The organism is Lacinutrix gracilariae, assembly GCF_042684485.1.
In the GTDB taxonomy this organism is placed as follows: domain Bacteria; phylum Bacteroidota; class Bacteroidia; order Flavobacteriales; family Flavobacteriaceae; genus Oceanihabitans; species Oceanihabitans gracilariae.
In genome coordinates this window covers 931583-949539 of the sequence record NZ_JBHULM010000011.1, presented here as the reverse complement: position 1 = coordinate 949539, position 17957 = coordinate 931583, and the positions used below count along the sequence as shown (strand labels likewise).

General features: G+C 29.3%; 18 protein-coding genes. All 18 read left to right on the top strand.

Features of this window, described 5'->3' with window-relative positions:
* Positions 1–27: 27 nt before the first annotated feature.
* The 18 genes from ACFSSB_RS11305 (at position 28) to ACFSSB_RS11220 (ending at position 17947) form a co-directional block, all read left to right on the top strand.
* Positions 28–897, top strand: a complete 870-nt coding sequence (locus tag ACFSSB_RS11305; protein ID WP_379904265.1) for a M23 family metallopeptidase — start codon at positions 28–30, stop codon at positions 895–897.
* Positions 898–2400, top strand: coding sequence for a GH3 auxin-responsive promoter family protein (locus tag ACFSSB_RS11300; protein ID WP_379904263.1), 1503 nt, complete (start codon positions 898–900; stop codon positions 2398–2400).
* 28 nt (positions 2401–2428) lie between these two features.
* Positions 2429–4117, top strand: a complete 1689-nt coding sequence (locus tag ACFSSB_RS11295) for a DUF6909 family protein (protein ID WP_379904261.1) — start codon at positions 2429–2431, stop codon at positions 4115–4117.
* Positions 4118–4122: 5 nt separating this feature from the next.
* Entirely contained in the window at positions 4123–5181 is a 1059-nt protein-coding gene (locus ACFSSB_RS11290) for a hypothetical protein (RefSeq protein WP_379904259.1), read from the top strand.
* Positions 5168–6181, top strand: coding sequence for a dTDP-glucose 4,6-dehydratase (rfbB, locus tag ACFSSB_RS11285; RefSeq protein ID WP_379904257.1), 1014 nt, complete (start codon positions 5168–5170; stop codon positions 6179–6181). Before ACFSSB_RS11290 ends, rfbB begins: the two co-directional genes overlap by 14 nt.
* Before the next feature lie 4 nt (positions 6182–6185).
* Positions 6186–7043: a glucose-1-phosphate thymidylyltransferase RfbA gene (gene rfbA / locus ACFSSB_RS11280; protein WP_379904255.1), complete on the top strand. Its 858-nt coding sequence runs from the start codon at positions 6186–6188 to the stop codon at positions 7041–7043.
* Between the two features lies 1 nt (position 7044).
* Entirely contained in the window at positions 7045–7596 is a 552-nt protein-coding gene (gene rfbC / locus ACFSSB_RS11275) for a dTDP-4-dehydrorhamnose 3,5-epimerase (protein WP_379904253.1), read from the top strand.
* Positions 7586–8446: a dTDP-4-dehydrorhamnose reductase gene (gene rfbD, locus ACFSSB_RS11270; protein ID WP_379904251.1), complete on the top strand. Its 861-nt coding sequence runs from the start codon at positions 7586–7588 to the stop codon at positions 8444–8446. The genes rfbC and rfbD overlap by 11 nt, the downstream gene beginning before the upstream one ends.
* 92 nt (positions 8447–8538) lie before the next feature.
* Positions 8539–9336, top strand: a complete 798-nt coding sequence (gene cysQ, locus ACFSSB_RS11265) for a 3'(2'),5'-bisphosphate nucleotidase CysQ (protein ID WP_379904249.1) — start codon at positions 8539–8541, stop codon at positions 9334–9336.
* The gene (locus ACFSSB_RS11260; protein WP_379904247.1) at positions 9336–9761 is read left to right on the top strand and encodes a DUF2061 domain-containing protein; all 426 of its coding nucleotides are present in this window, start codon (positions 9336–9338) and stop codon (positions 9759–9761) included. The genes cysQ and ACFSSB_RS11260 overlap by 1 nt, the downstream gene beginning before the upstream one ends.
* A gap of 13 nt (positions 9762–9774) precedes the next feature.
* The gene (gene cysC, locus ACFSSB_RS11255) at positions 9775–10368 is read left to right on the top strand and encodes an adenylyl-sulfate kinase (RefSeq protein ID WP_379904245.1); all 594 of its coding nucleotides are present in this window, start codon (positions 9775–9777) and stop codon (positions 10366–10368) included.
* Between the two features lie 51 nt (positions 10369–10419).
* Complete coding sequence (locus ACFSSB_RS11250) at positions 10420–11397, top strand: lysylphosphatidylglycerol synthase transmembrane domain-containing protein (RefSeq protein WP_379904243.1); 978 nt, start codon at positions 10420–10422, stop codon at positions 11395–11397.
* Positions 11398–11673: 276 nt separating this feature from the next.
* Entirely contained in the window at positions 11674–12579 is a 906-nt protein-coding gene (cysD, locus tag ACFSSB_RS11245) for a sulfate adenylyltransferase subunit CysD (RefSeq protein WP_379904241.1), read from the top strand.
* 57 nt (positions 12580–12636) lie between these two features.
* Complete coding sequence (locus ACFSSB_RS11240; protein WP_379904239.1) at positions 12637–13890, top strand: sulfate adenylyltransferase subunit 1; 1254 nt, start codon at positions 12637–12639, stop codon at positions 13888–13890.
* A 26-nt stretch (positions 13891–13916) separates the two neighbouring features.
* The gene (locus tag ACFSSB_RS11235) at positions 13917–14468 is read left to right on the top strand and encodes a hypothetical protein (RefSeq protein ID WP_379904237.1); all 552 of its coding nucleotides are present in this window, start codon (positions 13917–13919) and stop codon (positions 14466–14468) included.
* A 241-nt stretch (positions 14469–14709) separates the two neighbouring features.
* Entirely contained in the window at positions 14710–16017 is a 1308-nt protein-coding gene (locus ACFSSB_RS11230; RefSeq protein ID WP_379904235.1) for an MATE family efflux transporter, read from the top strand.
* 18 nt (positions 16018–16035) lie between these two features.
* Positions 16036–16971, top strand: a complete 936-nt coding sequence (locus ACFSSB_RS11225; protein WP_379904233.1) for a sulfotransferase family protein — start codon at positions 16036–16038, stop codon at positions 16969–16971.
* Positions 16961–17947 (top strand): sulfotransferase domain-containing protein, encoded by a 987-nt coding sequence (locus tag ACFSSB_RS11220; protein WP_379904231.1) that lies wholly within the window; start codon positions 16961–16963, stop codon positions 17945–17947. Before ACFSSB_RS11225 ends, ACFSSB_RS11220 begins: the two co-directional genes overlap by 11 nt.
* Positions 17948–17957: the final 10 nt, after the last annotated feature.

Sequence of the window (17957 nt, the reverse complement as noted above, 5' to 3'; positions counted from 1 at the left end):
GTAAATTTATTTACTTTTGTTTTAGGCATGGAAAGAAAAAAGAAAAAAGAAAAAAAAATAGCAAAAAAATTACTGCATAAGTATAGGTTAGTTATACTTAATGAAGATACTTTTGAAGAGCGCTTATCCTTTAAGTTAACAAGGCTTAATGTGTTTGTGTTGCTAGCTTTTTCTTCTGTGTTATTAATTATTGGTACTACTATTTTAATTGCTTTTACACCATTAAAAGAATACATTCCTGGTTATTCATCAACAGCTTTAAAAAAGAAAGCTACTACTTTATATCATAAAACAGATTCTTTAGAAAAAGTAATAGCAGTAAATGAACGTTATTTTTCTTCCATAAAAAAAGTGTTGTATGGTGAAATGAGTAGCGTAGATTTTAATAGAGATTCTATTATTGAAGCTGCTAAATTAGATGTAAGTGAAATAGATCTTGCTCCTACAAGAGAAGACTCTTTATTACGTGAAAAAGTAGTAAAAGAAGACAAGTATAATCTATTTGAATCTGCAACCACAGACGTAAATTTTGTATTGTTTCCTCCAGTTAACGGAACCATTACAGAAAACTATAATGCAAAAGAAAAACACTACGCAGTAGATGTTGTAGTCGCTAAAAACACACCAATTAAAGCCACTGCAGATGGTACTGTTATTTTTGCAGAATGGACTACCAAAACAGGATATGTAATAATTATAGAACATAGTCATGGCTTAATTTCTGTTTACAAACACAATGCTTCTTTAAACAAAGAACAAGGAGATTTAGTAAAAGCAGGAGAAGTTATTGCTATTTCTGGAAATACAGGAGAAATTACAACAGGACCACATTTACATTTTGAACTTTGGAGTGATGGTTACCCAATAAACCCAACTAACTTTATAGACTTTGAATAAATGCTATCAATAAAAGCAGCCTTAGCAAAACCATTTGCAAAATATGTGTATAAGTCCATACAAAAATGGGCTAATAACCCTGTAGAAACACAAAACAAAGTGTTTCAAAAACTAATTAGTGCTGCAGCAGCAACACAATTTGGTAAAGACCATGATTTTATTAGTATTAACAATTATGAAGACTTTGTTGCACGCGTTCCTGTTAGAGATTATGAAGAATTAAAACCTTATGTCGAGAAAGTTGTAGCAGGAGAAGAAAATATACTGTGGAAAGGCAAACCTATTTACTTTGCTAAAACCTCAGGAACCACCTCTGGAGCTAAATACATTCCTATTACCAAAGAAAGCATGCCAACACATATAGAAGCTGCTAGAAATGCTATTTTAATGTATATACATGAAACTGGTAATGCGAAGTTTGTAGATGGTAAAATGATTTTTTTACAAGGTTCTCCTATTTTAGAAAAGAAAAACGGTATACAGCTTGGTAGACTCTCTGGTATTGTTGCGCATTACGTACCTAAATACCTTCAAAAAAACAGAATGCCTTCGTTAGAAACGAATTGTATTGAAGATTGGGAAACTAAAGTAAATGCTATAGTTGAAGAAACGCTACCAGAAAATATGACTATTATTTCTGGAATTCCTTCTTGGGTACAAATGTATTTTGAAAAACTTCAAGAAAAAACAGGAAAGAAAGTAGGAGACATTTTTAAAAACTTCAACTTATTTATTTTTGGAGGTGTTAATTACGAACCTTACCGAGCTAAATTTGAAAACTTAATAGGTAGAAAAGTTGATAGCATAGAGCTGTATCCTGCAAGTGAAGGTTTTTTTGCCTATCAAGATAAACAAAACGTAAAAGGAATGTTACTGCAATTAAACTCTGGTATTTTTTATGAGTTTATAAAAGCAGACGATTTTTTTAATGAAAACCCAAAACGTATTAGCATAAAAGATGTAGAAATAGGTGTAAACTATGTCATGATTATATCTAGTAATGCAGGACTTTGGGCATATAATATTGGTGATACAGTTCAATTTACTTCCACAAAACCATATCGAGTTATTGTTTCAGGTAGAATAAAACATTTTATTTCTGCCTTTGGCGAGCATGTAATTGGTAAAGAGGTAGAACAAGCATTACAAGAAGCTTTGGTTGCTAATAATGCAGAGGTTTCAGAGTTTTCTGTAGCACCACAAATTAACCCTTCACAAGGATTACCATATCATGAATGGTTTATAGAATTTGAAAAAGAACCTGAAAATATTTCCGCATTAGCGCAAAAAATAGATGCATCTTTACAAAAACAAAATAGTTATTATTTTGATTTAATAGAAGGTAAAGTATTACAACCATTAAAGATAACTTTAGTTAAAAAAGGTGGTTTTCAAGACTATATGAAATCTATTGGTAAACTTGGTGGACAAAATAAACTACCACGTTTATCTAATGACAGAAAATTAGTTGATAATTTAGAAACATTAAATCTCACTAAATAATTCTATCTTTGTAGGTTAAATAAAGTATATGAGTAACAAAAAACATCATGCAAGAACGAGAGCTCAAGAAAGCTCAAATGCTATAGAACGTATGTATATAACCATGAGACACCTGTTTAATCGTGGTTTTTATAAGCCAATGGGTGTTTCTGGAGAAACATTAAGAGAGGCATTATTACTACTAAGACCAGAAATTTATGGTTCTATTGGTGAAGAAAAAGCAGAATTAGAAGGACTACTTTATGTAGTAGATAGATTACCAGAAGGTATAGAAGAGTGCACTTTTATTAACTTAACAAGTGATGAAGGTTATGCAAATTCTCATTTTAAGCCTATAATTCCTCCAAAAAGAAGACGTAATTGCTATAGAATAGACGACGAGCAAATGAACATCGAGATTACTCGTGGACGTTCAGAAATCTATGATATTTTAACACACCTTACCTTTCTTTTTGTAGAGTCTCATAAAATTAGCAAACGCGTTTTAATAGATGAAAACGGAGCTACTACTAGAGACTGGGTAAAGCTTGAAAAAGCAGTAACTACCAAAAAGAAACTTACACAACAAGAACGCGAAATTGCAATAACACATACTGCAAATATTTTAGGCAGAACATTTAATGAGTTAAATGAAGTGTATAAAGATTTTGCAATTCCTACGCAACCAGAACGCTTATTACACATTGTATATTGGTTAGGTAAATTAGCTATAGAAGAAGTGGTTAATAACAACAAGAGAACCATTACATTTAGTCCTGTTTTAAGAGAGCGTTTAGGGCATCATATTCACGGTGAAATTTGGGCCAATAATATCAAGGCTATTTTACACAAAAACGGCTTGCTTGAAAGACCAATTCATGTTATAAGTGCCAATATGCATAGTGTTATGAATACGCTTTTTGCTCCAAACGCATTAAAACAATTAGCTGCTAAAAAAGATATTTTTCAGGTATACGAAGCTATAAGTGATAAAAACAATGCAGATCTACGCAATAAAGTAACTAAAGAAGCGTTGCAAAAAGGGATGCTTTATATTGAAGATGGATCTGGAACCAATATTAATGTACAGGTTTTTGATACAGATAAAATAGATTTTTCTAAAATTGATATAGAAGTTAATGCAGAAAAATTAAAAAAGGAAAAACCAATTATTTTGGTAATGGATTATGCTTTTGGTGAGCAAGCTTATGAAACTATAGATGAGCTTTTAAAACCTTATCAACCCAACGGAAATAAAACGCATTTATATGTAGATTCTATTTCTATTATGGGAAAAGCAGGTATTTTAGAAGGCGGAAAAGGAGATATTATGATACCTTCGGCACATATTTTTGAAGGTACAGCAGATAATTATCCTTTTAAAAATGAGTTGTGTACAGCAGATCTAGAAGGTCAAGGTTTACAAATATTTGAAGGAGCAATGATTACCGTTTTAGGTACCTCATTACAGAACAAAGATATTTTAAAGTTCTTTCATAGTTCTACATGGAATGTAATTGGACTAGAAATGGAAGGAGCACATTACCAAAAAGCAATTCAAGCAGCCTCAAAAGTGAGAGGTAGTATTAATGAAGACGTTAAAGTGCGTTATGCTTATTATGCAAGTGATAATCCTTTAGAAACAGGAGGAACTTTGGCGTCAGGAGGTTTAGGAACATCAGGTGTAAAACCAACATATTTAATAACAAGAAAAATTTTACAACAAATATTTAACTAACCATTATGAGTGAAAAACAAACAGAAACAAGTGCTTCTGATGAAATTGATTTAGGGCAACTTTTTAATGCTTTAGGTCGTCTTTTTGATCGATTATATAATTTTATAAAATCCATTTTTAAAGGAATATTAAGCTTTATCGTTTCTATTCTAAGGGTAATAATTAATAATTATAAAATTATATTGATAGCTGTAGTCGTTTCCGGTATAATAGGCTTTACTCTTGAAAAGGTAAAACCAGCTACTTATGGTTCAAGTATGTTAGTTAAACCTTATTTTGATTCTAAATACCAGTTAGTTACTAATATAGACTATTTTAACGCATTAATAGGAAATAAAGATTATACTACTTTATCAAATATTTTCGATTTAGATGAAGAGTCTGTAAAACAAATTAAAGCTTTTGAAATAGCTCCTGGTCCAGAAACTGAAAATGATAGAATTAAACAATATGATAAGTTTGTTAAATCTATAGATAGTGTAAGAGCAGCCGAAGTTGAATTTGAAGATTTTGTTGAAAATAGAAGTATTTACTCTGGTGATTTTTATGAAATTAGTGTCGAGTCTTACAAAAAAGATATTTTTAGCTCTTTAGAAAAAGGGTTGAACTCTTCATTTACTAATCAGTATTCTTTAAAGAAAATGAAGAAAAGAGACTCGTTGATTATTATTCAAAAAGAGAATATTTTAGCATCAATACAAGAGTTAGATTCCTTACAAAAAATCTATGTTAATGTTCTTAATGAAGAGGCTAAATCTTCTAGTGGTAAACTAAATTTTGATTCAGGATTTCCTTTAAAACAAGAAAAATCAGACACCAAAGAATACGAATTGTTAAATCAACAATTAAAATTAAGAAACGAATTAAGAATTCTTGAAGAAAAGAAGATTGAAGAAGATGTTTTCTTTGATACTATTTCCAGTTTTCAAAAAATTGGTACCAAATCGGATAAAATTTCTGAAAAGTATAGCTTAATATTTCCAATATTATCCATTATTTTACTTGTTCTTTTATATATAACTACATCTGTAGTAAAGTTTGTTAATTCTTATGGAAAAGAATAATGTTTTAATTACAGGAGGAGCTGGCTTTATTGGTTCAAATTTTATAGAATATTTTTTAGAAGAAAACACAAATATTCATATTGTTAATTTAGATAAGCTTACTTATGCAGGTGAGCTTTCTAATTTAGTGAAAGTTCAAAATAATAAAAGATACACTTTTATTAAAGGAGATATTTGTGATAGGGAGTTGGTTGAAAAGTTATTTAATGAATATCAATTTAAAGGTGTTATTCATTTTGCAGCAGAATCGCATGTAGATAACTCTATAACTAATCCAGACGCATTTATTAATACAAATGTTTTTGGCACCTTTAATCTTTTAGATGTAGCTAAAAACTATTGGATGTCTCAGCCTCATATAGTTAAAGAGGGATTTGAGAATTGTAGATTTCATCATATTTCAACAGATGAGGTTTATGGTACGCTAGGTAGTGAAGGGTTGTTTACAGAAAAAACACCTTACGCACCAAATAGCCCTTATAGTGCATCCAAAGCATCTTCAGATTTTATAGTTAGAAGTTACTTTCACACCTTTGGTTTGAATGTGGTAACCACAAATTGTTCTAATAATTATGGCCCGAAACAGCATGATGAAAAATTAATACCTACAATTATTAGAAAAGCTTTATTAGGAGATAATATACCTATTTATGGAGATGGACAAAATATACGTGATTGGTTGTATGTTTTAGACCATTGTAAGGGAATTGATTTGGTTTATAAAAAAGGAGTTGCCGGAGAAACATACAATATAGGAGGAAAAAATGAGCGTAATAATTTATATATAGCTAATAAAATTTGCGAAATTTTAGACCAAGAAAAACCTAAAAGTACATCTTATAAAAAACAGATTTCATTTGTAAAGGATAGAGCAGGTCATGATTTTAGATATGCCATAGATGCAACTAAAATTGAAAATGAATTAGGTTGGAAAGCAGATGAAAACTTTGAAACAGGAATAAAGAAAACCATTGATTGGTATATTAAAAAATACAAATAAATAAATGAAAGGTATAATATTAGCTGGCGGTTCAGGCACAAGATTACATCCGCTTACAAAAGTGGTAAGTAAGCAACTAATGCCTATTTATGATAAACCAATGATTTATTATCCTTTAACAACCTTAATGTCTGCAGGCATTAAAGAAATATTAATAATATCTACATCTAAAGACACTCCTAGGTTTCAAGAATTATTAGGTGACGGAAGTGATTATGGATGTAATTTTCAATACGCTATACAAGAACAGCCAAATGGCCTAGCAGAAGCCTTTGTAATTGGTGAAGAGTTTATAGGAAATGATGCTGTTGCTTTAATTTTAGGTGATAATATTTTTTATGGTTCCGGTTTAGACCAAACATTAAAAGACACTGTAAATCCAAAAGGAGGAGTTATTTTTGCGTATCATGTTCAAGACCCTAATCGCTATGGTGTTGTTGAGTTTGATGCAAATAAAAAAGCAATTTCTATAGAAGAGAAACCAGAACATCCTAAATCTAATTATGCTGTTCCTGGAATTTATTTTTATGATAATTCTGTAGTTGAAATCGCTAAAAAGATTAAACCTAGTAGTAGAGGAGAGTTAGAAATAACAGATGTCAATAAAGTATATTTAAATCAAGGAAATTTAAACGTTCAAATATTAGATAAAGGAACTGCTTGGTTAGATACAGGTACATTTAATTCACTTATGCAGGCCTCTCAATTTGTACAAGTGATTGAAGAGCGACAAGGGTTAAAAATTGGTTGTATAGAAGAGATAGCTTTTACAATGGGGTATATAAATAGAGATCAATTAAATAAATTAGCAGAACCATTATTAAAAAGCGGCTATGGTAAATACCTGCAACAATTAAAATAACATGATAGTTGAAGAAACATACTTAAAAGACTGTTACATAATTACACCTAAGGTCTTTAATGATGATAGAGGATATTTTTTAGAAACTTTTAATAAAAAACAATTTGAAGAAAGTACAGGTATAAAAACCTCTTTTGTACAAGACAATCAATCTAAATCTAATAAAGGAGTTTTAAGAGGATTGCATTTTCAAACAGGAAAACATGCGCAAGCAAAATTGGTTAGAGTAATTAAAGGTAGTGTTTTAGATGTTTGTGTGGATTTAAGAAAAGACTCTAAAACTTTTGGGAAATATTTTTCAATAGTATTAGATAATATTAAACACCAACAATTATTTGTTCCTAAGGGTTTTGCTCATGGTTTTGTGGTTTTAGAAGACAACACTGTTTTTGCTTATAAATGCGATAATTATTATAATAAAGAAGCAGAAGGAGGCATTATTTATAATGATAAAACGGTAAATGTAGACTGGAAATTTTCTACTGACGCTTTAATCCTTTCACAAAAAGATAAAGACTTGCCAACTTTTAAATCGCTTTTTAATGATAACTAAGGTTTTGGTTACTGGATCTAATGGGCAACTAGCAAAAACCATAAAAGATCTTTTTGAAAAAAATGAGGATGCTTTAGAATTTACTTTTGTTAACAAAAAGCAATTTGATATAACTAATACAGAAGAAATAGAAAATGTATTTAGTAAAAATGAATTTCACTTTTGTGTTAATTGTGCTGCTTACACAAATGTAGAAGGAGCAGAAGATGATGAAGAAAATGCTTTTAAAGTAAATGCCGAAGCGGTAAAGAATTTAGCAGAAGGTTGTAAAAAACATGATGTTACTTTAATTCATATCTCAACAGATTATGTTTTTGATGGCAAGGCAAATACTCCTTATCTAGAAACAGATAACACAAACCCTATAAGTGTTTATGGTAAATCTAAGTTGCAAGGAGAACAGTATATTCAACAAATAATGAATAACTATTTTATTGTTCGTACATCGTGGTTGTATTCGTATCATGGTAAAAATTTTCTAAAAACCATAATATCTAAAGCTCAAGAAAATGCAGATTTAAACATTATAACTTCTCAAAAAGGAACACCAACAAACTGTATAGATCTTTCAGCATTTATTTATGCTATAATTACTACAAAGTCTTCAGCTTATGGTATATATCATTATACAGGAAAAGGAGAAACAACTTGGTATGGTTTTGCTAAACAAATTGTCAAGTATTTTAACAATTATGATGTATCTAAACTAAAGCCTATTAAGAGTTTTAAAACTAAAGCAGAAAGACCCATTTATAGTGTGTTAAATAATTCAAAAGCACTTCAAATAATCTCTAAACAAGATACTTGGGAAGAAAGTTTAGATCAAACAATTAAAAAATATTTTATATAAAATACAAGCTAGTTAATAATTGTAACACAATCTCAAAAACCTTACATTTGTTAGCTAATATGTTTTAATTAATAAGTTTAATACATTACCAGATGTTGAATTCAAACCTAAAAACAGCTGTAGAAGCTAGCTTAAAAGCAGGAAAAGTAATCATGCAAGTATATGATACAGTTTTTGATGTAGAAATAAAAGATGATAAATCTCCTTTAACCGAAGCAGATAAAAAAGCAAATGATGTTATAAATTCTTATCTAGTTAATACCGAGTTTCCAATTATTAGCGAAGAGAATAAACAAACAGATTACGCTACAAGAAAAAATTGGACAACTTGTTGGGTAGTAGATCCTGTAGATGGTACAAAAGAGTTTATAAAGCGTAACGGAGAGTTCACTGTAAACATTGCTTTGGTAACAAACGGTAAACCCGAATTTGGAGTTATTTATGTACCAGCTACTAAAACTATTTATGTTGCAGATGTCACTAAAAAAGATGCTTTTAAAGCAGATTTAGATTCACATGATGCTACTATTGAAGAAGTAATGCAAGCAGCTATAAAACTACAGCCAAAAGCACCAGAATCAAACCCTGTGCAAGTGGTAGGTAGTCGCTCACATATGAGTCAAGAAACATTAGATTTTGTAGAGTCTATTAAAAAAGAAGGAAAAGAGGTTGAGGTAGTTTCTAAAGGAAGCTCTTTAAAATTCTGTTTGGTAGCAGAAGGAAACGCAGATGTATACCCAAGATTTGCACCTACTATGGAGTGGGATACTGCTGCTGGTCAAGCCATTTGTAATGCTGTTGGTATTGATGTAATTTCGCAAGACACCAACGAATCTCTTCTTTACAACAAAGAAAATCTATTAAATCCTTGGTTTTTAGTAAGTAAATAATGGCAGACGTATCTTATAAAAGACATATTGCTAAAACAGTAACCTGGAGACTAGTAGGTACTATAGATACTATTATCTTATCTTGGATTATCTCAGGAGACCCTTTTACGGGACTTAAAATAGGCTTTGCTGAGGTGATTACTAAAATGAGCTTATATTACCTTCATGAACGTGTATGGTTTAAAATAAACCTATCTAAAGAAGGAAAAATTTTAGAAAGTAGAAAACGTCACATTGCTAAAACAGTAACTTGGCGATTTATCGGTACTATGGATACCATGTTGCTAGCTTGGCTAATATCTGGAGATCCATTAACAGGTCTTAAAATAGGCTTTGCAGAAGTAATTACTAAAATGATACTATATTATTTACACGAACGAGCATGGTATAAAATAAATTTTGGACTTGAAGATCGTGCAAAATAATTAAAAGATACAGATGAAAGAAAATATTATCCCACATAGCTATCAGGTTTCAAAATCAGATAGACAAGAAAAAAACAAGCATAACTCTTTTTTGATTTGGTTTACAGGACTTTCAGGTTCTGGAAAATCAACAATTGCAAATGTTGTAGAACAAGAATTGTATAAGCTAGGAGTAAAAACCTACACCTTAGATGGTGATAATATAAGAAAAGGAATCAATAGTGATTTAACTTTTGCTCCAGAAGATAGAACAGAAAATATAAGAAGAATTGCTGAAATAGCAAATTTAATGGTAGATGCTGGTTTAGTAACTTTAGCAGCATTTGTTTCTCCTTATAGAAAAGACAGAGAGAACATTAAAAGTATTGTTAAAGACGTTAATTTTATTGAAGTCTATATAAATACTAGTGTTGAAGAATGTGAGCGTAGAGATGTAAAAGGATTGTATAAAAAAGCAAGAGCAGGTGAGATAAAAAACATGACAGGAATCTCTGCACCTTATGAAGCTCCAGAAAATCCAGATATTGAAATTAAAACAGAAGAAAAAACCGTAGAACAAGCGGTTAAAGATATTCTAGAATATATTAAGCCTAAATTAGAAATTTAATTATAACCAATTTTTATTTTATTAAAAATATAGAATAATAATGGATAGAATATGAGTGATAATAAAAAATCATTTTTAAAAAAAATAAAGCTAATACTACCTATTGTATTAGCTGTTTTTTTTGGGTGGCTAACCTTTTCTAAGCTTCCAATTTCAGAAATCATTCCTTATTTTAAATCTGCTAATTATTGGTGGATTGCTTTAGGTTTGGTTTTTGGTATTTTAAGTCACTTATCAAGAGCGTATAGGTGGAATTATCTATTAAAACCAATGGGATACTCTATAAAAGCGCCAAACAGTATCATGGCTATATTTATTGCATATTTAGCAAATTATGGCGTGCCAAGATCTGGAGAAGTTTTACGTGCAGCTGTAGCTACCAATTATGAGAATATTCCCTTTGAAAAAAGTTTTGGTACTATAGTCACAGAACGTATTTTCGATTTAATAATGATGCTAATTATTTGTGTTATTACCTTGTTTTTTCAATTTGACTTTATTTATAATCTACTAATAGAAAAGTTTAATCCAATTAAATTAATAGGTATATTCTTAATTTTGTGTCTCTTATTTATCTTTTTTGTTTTTTATGTTAAAAAGTCTAAAAGTAAAATTGCTAATAAAATTAAAGACTTTACAATAGGTCTTTTAGAAGGTATTACCAGTGTTTCTAAAATGAAGCATAAAGGTGCTTTTATTTTTCATACTATTTTTATTTGGTTAATGTATGTTTTAATGTTTTATATAACATCCTTTGCTATTTCAGAATTGCAAGGAGCCCCTTTTCCATCTATGATAGTAGCTTTTATTGCTGCAAGTTTTACTATAGCTACAACAAATGGAGGGGTATTCTTTTACCCAGCAGCAGTTTTATCTGCGCTTACATTATTTGGTTTAGCAGAAGAGCCTAGTTATGCTTTTGGTTGGATTATATGGAGCTCTCAAACGTTGATTATTATTGTAATAGGAGTATTGTCGTTTATATTTTTACCTATCTATAATAAAATCAAGATTAAAGTAAGTAAATAGAATATCATTAATATTTAAAGTCTTGATTATTAAATTCATTAATAGGTGTTCGTTTATAAAAAAAAACGATTAAAGATTATAAAATATCGTTAAAGATGTTAACTTTGACAAATTCATGTAAGCACTAGTAAGTCAAAATGTTAAGGTGTTATAGAATGAAGTAATTACAGTAACAGAAGATAAAATTCTGATAATTAAATAAAAAGCAAAAAATCCTAAGCAGTAGAAAAATTACTATTTTAGGAATACTATAAAGAAAAAACTAAAATTCGAGCAATGAGTAAATATTACTTAAATTATTTAGATGAATTAGAAAGCGAAGCAATCTTTGTTTTACGCGAAGTTTGGGCGCAATTTGAAAACCCAGTAATATTATTTTCTGGAGGAAAAGATTCTATTTTAGTAACGCATTTAGCAAAAAAAGCATTTTACCCAGCAAAAATACCATTTCCATTAATGCACGTAGATACTGGACATAATTTTCCAGAAACTATTCAATTTAGAGATGATATCATTAAAGAGTTAGGTGTAGAGCTTATTGTAGGTTCTGTACAAGAATCTATTGATGAAGGTCGTGTTGCTGAAGAAAAAGGTAAAAATGCCACTCGTAATGCACTTCAAATCACAACGCTTTTAGATGCTATTGAAGCAAATAAAATTGATTGTGCTATTGGTGGAGGAAGAAGAGATGAAGAAAAAGCAAGAGCCAAAGAGCGTTTCTTTTCACATCGTGATGATTTTGGGCAATGGGATCCAAAAAACCAAAGACCGGAACTGTGGAACATATTTAACGGAAAGCATTTTGAAGGAGAACACTTTAGAGCGTTTCCTATAAGTAACTGGACAGAAATGGATGTTTGGAACTACATAAAAAGAGAAAATATAGCTATACCTTCTTTATATTTTGCACACGAGCGTGAAGTAGTACGTAGACAAGGTACTTGGATTCCTAATTCTGAATTTTTAGTGCTAGAAGAGCATGAAGAAGTAGTAACTAAAAAAATACGTTTTAGAACCTTAGGAGATATCACTATTACAGGAGGAGACGAATCGGAAGCAGATACTTTAGAAAAAATTGCTGCAGAAGTTGCAGGAATGCGTAACACAGAAAGAGGAAACAGAAGTGATGATAAGCGATCAGAATCTGCAATGGAAGACAGAAAACGCCAAGGATATTTCTAGAAATTATAAATTTGTAATTCTTGTTTAAACAAGAATCTATTCAATAAAAAGCAAAAAATGTTAGATAACAATCAATTATTACGTTTTACAACAGCAGGAAGTGTAGATGATGGAAAAAGTACTTTAATAGGTAGACTATTATACGATTCTAAATCTATTTTTGAAGATCAATTAGAAGCTATTACAAACACAAGTAAAAAGAAAGGTCATGAAGGTGTTGATTTAGCCTTATTTACAGATGGTTTACGTGATGAGCGTGAACAAGGTATTACCATAGATGTTGCCTATAGATATTTTACAACACCAAAACGTAAATTTATTATTGCAGATACTCCAGGGCATATTCAATATACTCGTAATATGGTTACAGGAGCATCAACAGCAAACGTTGCAACTATTTTAATAGATGCAAGACATGGTGTAATAGAGCAAACCAAAAGACATGCTTTTATAGCTTCTTTATTACAAATACCACATATTATTGTTTGTATTAACAAAATGGATTTGGTAGATTTTTCTGAAGAAGTTTACAATAATATTGTTAAAGAATTTGAAGATATTTCTTCTAAAATGTTAGTAACAGATGTTCGTTTTATACCAATGAGCGCATTACTAGGAGACAACGTAGTAAATAAATCAGAAAACATGCCTTGGTACCAAGGAGCTCCAATGTTACATACATTAGAGACCATGCACATTAGTAGTGATATTAATAAAGTAGATGCTCGTTTTCCTGTACAAACTGTTTTAAGACCACAAAGAGAAGGTTTTATAGACTATAGAGGGTATGCAGGTCGTGTAGCTAGTGGTATCTTTAGAAAAGGAGATGAGGTAACAGTAATGCCTTCAGGATTTACTTCTAAAATTAAAACCATAGACACATTAGATAAAGAATTAGAAGAAGCTTTTGCTCCAATGTCTGTTTCTATAACATTAGAAGATGATATAGATATTAGTCGTGGTGATATGATTGTGCGCTCAAACAACAAACCAGAAGCATCTCAAGACATTGAGGTGATGTTATGTTGGTTAAATAATGATGCCGCAAAACCAAGAGCTAAATACACGATAAAACATACTTCAAACGATCAAAAAGCAATGATTAAAGAGGTTGTCTATAAGTACAATATTAATACTCTTGACCGTATTGAAGACGATAAAGAACTTAATATGAATGATATTTGTAAGGTTAAAATACGTACCACAAAACCATTAATGGTAGATGCGTATAGAGAAAACAGAACCACAGGAAGTATTATTCTTGTAGATGATGCAACTAATGAAACGGTTGCAGCTGGAATGATTGTGTAGGTTAAAAATATATAATCTAAAATAATATGAAAAAATTAGCTCTAACATTTGTTGTAGCTTTAATCGCATTTGCTTGTAAAAATGAGGCAAAGCATTCAGAAATACAAGAAACTATTAATTCGAAACTTATTGAAACAAGCCCAGAATTAATAGTTTCAATTGATTTCAAGACGAATAAAGTAGATGAATTTAGATTGTTGCTTAATAATATTAAAGTAGATGAGTTTCAAAAAAAGAATATACAAATTATTGAAAAAGTATCTCCATCAAGTAGTACTGATAATATAATAGCCAAATTTGGAGAAAATAATATATCTAAATTATTTTTAATAGTATTAGGAACCAAAGAGCTTAAAGAAGTTATTATAGAGAATATACGCCTTTCTTACGGAAAGAATAATATAAACATTAAACCTTCAGAATTAGAAAAATATTTCAACTTTAATAAATTTATTGAATTTGATTCAGCGTCAAATAAAATTTTAACCAAAAAAGTTGAAGGAAAACACAACCCTGTATTACAGTTAAAACCATTTGCTTTAAAAAAATTAGAAGAATCTTCTGATATTTCAAAATAAAAAGGTTAACGTTTATGGTTGTTAGTGTGGTAGTTTATTTTTTTTCTAATTATAAACGTATTTATTTCTCTATATGTTTTAAGTATCTATAAATTTTTTATTTTGTTTTTTGTAAAGCAGAAAATTAAAAAAAATAAAAACGCAGTAATGTCTTTAAATAAATCAGTACTACTTTTTGTTATAATTAATATACTTTATTATCAATTTCATTTAATTCTAATTTAACCGTCAAATAAGGTATATGATAGTAAATCTATATAATAAATTATTGTACTTTTTTAAAAAGGGACCTATTAAAAAAAGCATGAATGTTTTGTTTATTAGGGTTATAGGTGTGTTTCTTTTTTTTTCATTAACATTATTTATCACTAATTTTTTTGATCCAAAACTTGTTGGTTCTTATGATTATAGCAGGTCTTTGTTAACTATTTTGGCCTCGATTTCAGTCTTAGGTATGAATCAATCAATACTTTATTATTCTGGAGTTTTAAGTTCTAAAGAAGCACTTCATGAAATTAAGGATGTGTATCATAAAATGATGAAAATTACAGTGGTTATTTCAATATCTGTAACTCTATTAACACTTGTTTTTAACTTTTTTTTAGGCGCTTTTTTTTTAGAAAAAGAACTATCTACCATACTGTTCAAGTCAGTAATTATATTGTTGTTTTATTCACTATTAATTGTAAATATTGATACATTAAGAGCGCTTAAAAAAGTGTATTTATCTGAATTTTTCAGAAATATTTTAAGATATACTCCTCTTTTTTTAGTAGCAATTATATTGTACTTAACTAATAATCAAAAATGGCTACTAGAAGGCTTTTTGTTAAGTTTAAGCCTATTAGGAATAGGCTCAACAATTTATATTTTAAATTACTTTAAAAAATATAAATCTATAGTTGTAAAAAATAACTTTAGCTATAAAAGTATAATTAAAAGATCTAGTCCTATGGCAATTAGTGCTGTAGCATTTATGTTAATGCAAAGTGTAGATATAATTTTACTAGGAAAATTTACAGATTTAGCCGTAGTTGCATATTATGCTTCGTCAGTGAAGATAACAATGGTTGTAGGCCTTGTTTTAACCTCGGTAAATGCTATTTATGCTCCTATAATATCTGAATTATTTTCTTTAAATTCTTTTAACGAATTAAAGGTTAAATTGCAAGATGCTACGAGACTAATTTCTATTTTAACTCTTCCTGTTATTGTTTTCATTGCTTTTTCATCTAAGTTAATATTAAGTGTTTTTGGAGATAACTATGAGAAAGCTCAATCGGCATTACTAATACTGTTAGTAGGTCAGACAGTTAATATGTTTTGTGGATCTGTTGGGATTTATATGAATATGACAGGAAAACAAAAAGTTTTGCAATCAATATTGATTATAAGTTTCCTCTTAAATTTGCTATTTAACTGGATTTTAATACCAATTTACGGAATGAATGGTGCAGCAATTTCAACAGCTTTAAGTATGGCTTTTTGGAATATTACCGGCGCAATATACTTATTAAAAAAAGATAAAATAAAAACCTTTTTGAATTAAAATCTAAGTCGATATATTATGGAAACAACACAAAATAAAGTAAAAAATATACTGCCAGATTTTTTAATTGTTGGTGCAGCCAAATCAGGTACCACATCATTGGTTAAATATTTAGATGAGCATCCAAATATATATACATACCCTTTTAAAGAACCTAAATACTTGTCTTATAAAGTTTTAGAAAATGGTTATCAAGGTCCTGGTGATTTTTCAACAGAAAAACATATCATTAAAACATTAAAAGATTATTATAAAATATTTGAAAATGCTAAAAAAGACCAAAGAGTTTGTGAAGCAAGCGTAGATACTTTATATTACTATAAAACAACTATACCTCAAATTAAAGAATTGATGGGTGATCCTGAAATTATTATAATGCTTCGGAATCCTGTTAAGAGAGCAATTTCAGCATACTCTCATCTTATACGTGAAGAAAGAGAGAATTTGCCGTTTAGAGAGGCTTTAAATAAAGAGAAAGAAAGAATTGATTTAGGGTATGAGTTCATTTGGGCTTACAAAGATGCAGGGAGATACTATGAGAGCGTAAAAGCATTTAAAAATGCTTTTTCAAATGTTAAAGTGGTAATTTTTGAAGATTTTGTTAAGGATAGACATAAAGTAGTATATGATGTTTTAGATTTCTTAAAAATAAAAGAGAAACATGATTTTAAAGATTCTCAACACAATAAATCAGGCGTTCCAAAAAATGTAATTCTAAATAAGTTTTTGATAAATAAAAATCCAATAAAAAGTATGATAAAAAAACTTATTGGAAGGAAAAATGGAAAACTAATAAGAAATTATATTCAAAAAATCAATCTAAAACAAATTGATGTACCTAATGAAGATAAAGACTATCTACACGATTATTTTTTAGAAGATATTAATAAATTAGAAGCATTATTACAAAAGGATTTAACTTTATGGAAAAAAAATAGAGCAAATGAAAGATAAACCTTCCTTCTTGTTAGTTACAGGTTGTAGACGTTCTGGTACAACATTTTTAGGAAATTTAGTAGGAACCTTAAGCAATAGTTCTTATGTAGAAGAACCGTTTAATAAACTTAGAGGTCTTAAAACAATCCCAGATGTATGGTACCCATATCTAACTGATGAAATAGTGAATAAAGAGCTTAAAAGAGATTTAAATCGTTTTTTTGAGTTAAAAAAAATACCATTCAGACATTCAATTAATAATAATGATACTGGATATTTAGATTGTAATACAACTGTTGGTAAAGTAATTTTAGATGTTTTTAAAAATCAATCTGGAGAACCATTATTAAAAAGAATTTTAAGGGTGGTTTTAAAAAATCATCATTATTTATCATATACAAAAACAAGGTATAAAAGCAACCTTAATTACGCAGTAATAAAAGATGCTTTAATTGCTTTGTCTACACCATATATAGCAGATAATTATAATGTAAAAACTGTTTTTATATATAGAAATCCAGAAGCATATTTTTACAGTATGGTAAAACAAAATTGGTATATTGAATTAACCGATTTTCAAAAACAAAATCAATTATTAAAAGATTACCCCTTTGTTAAAAACTTGGTAGAAGAAGAACATACTAAAGATAATAGAGTTATTAATGAGTGGATAATAGTAAATAAATTTCTATTAGAAATTTATAAAAAACACGATGTAATATGTATATCGCAAGAGGAATTAGCAAAAAAACCAATAGAGCAAATGGAAAAACTCTGCGCTAAATTAGGTATTAATTCAAATGAGTTAGACTATGACAAAATAAAGAAGATGACAACAGCTTCTACTGTTAACCCTAAAAATATTAAAAATGTTAACAGAAACTCTATAGAAACATTAAAGTCTTGGAAAGGTAAATTAACAGAGCAACAGCAGCATATGATTAAACAAAAAACCGAATCCATTTTGTCTGAATTAGAAACGATCAAACTTTAATTAAAATATC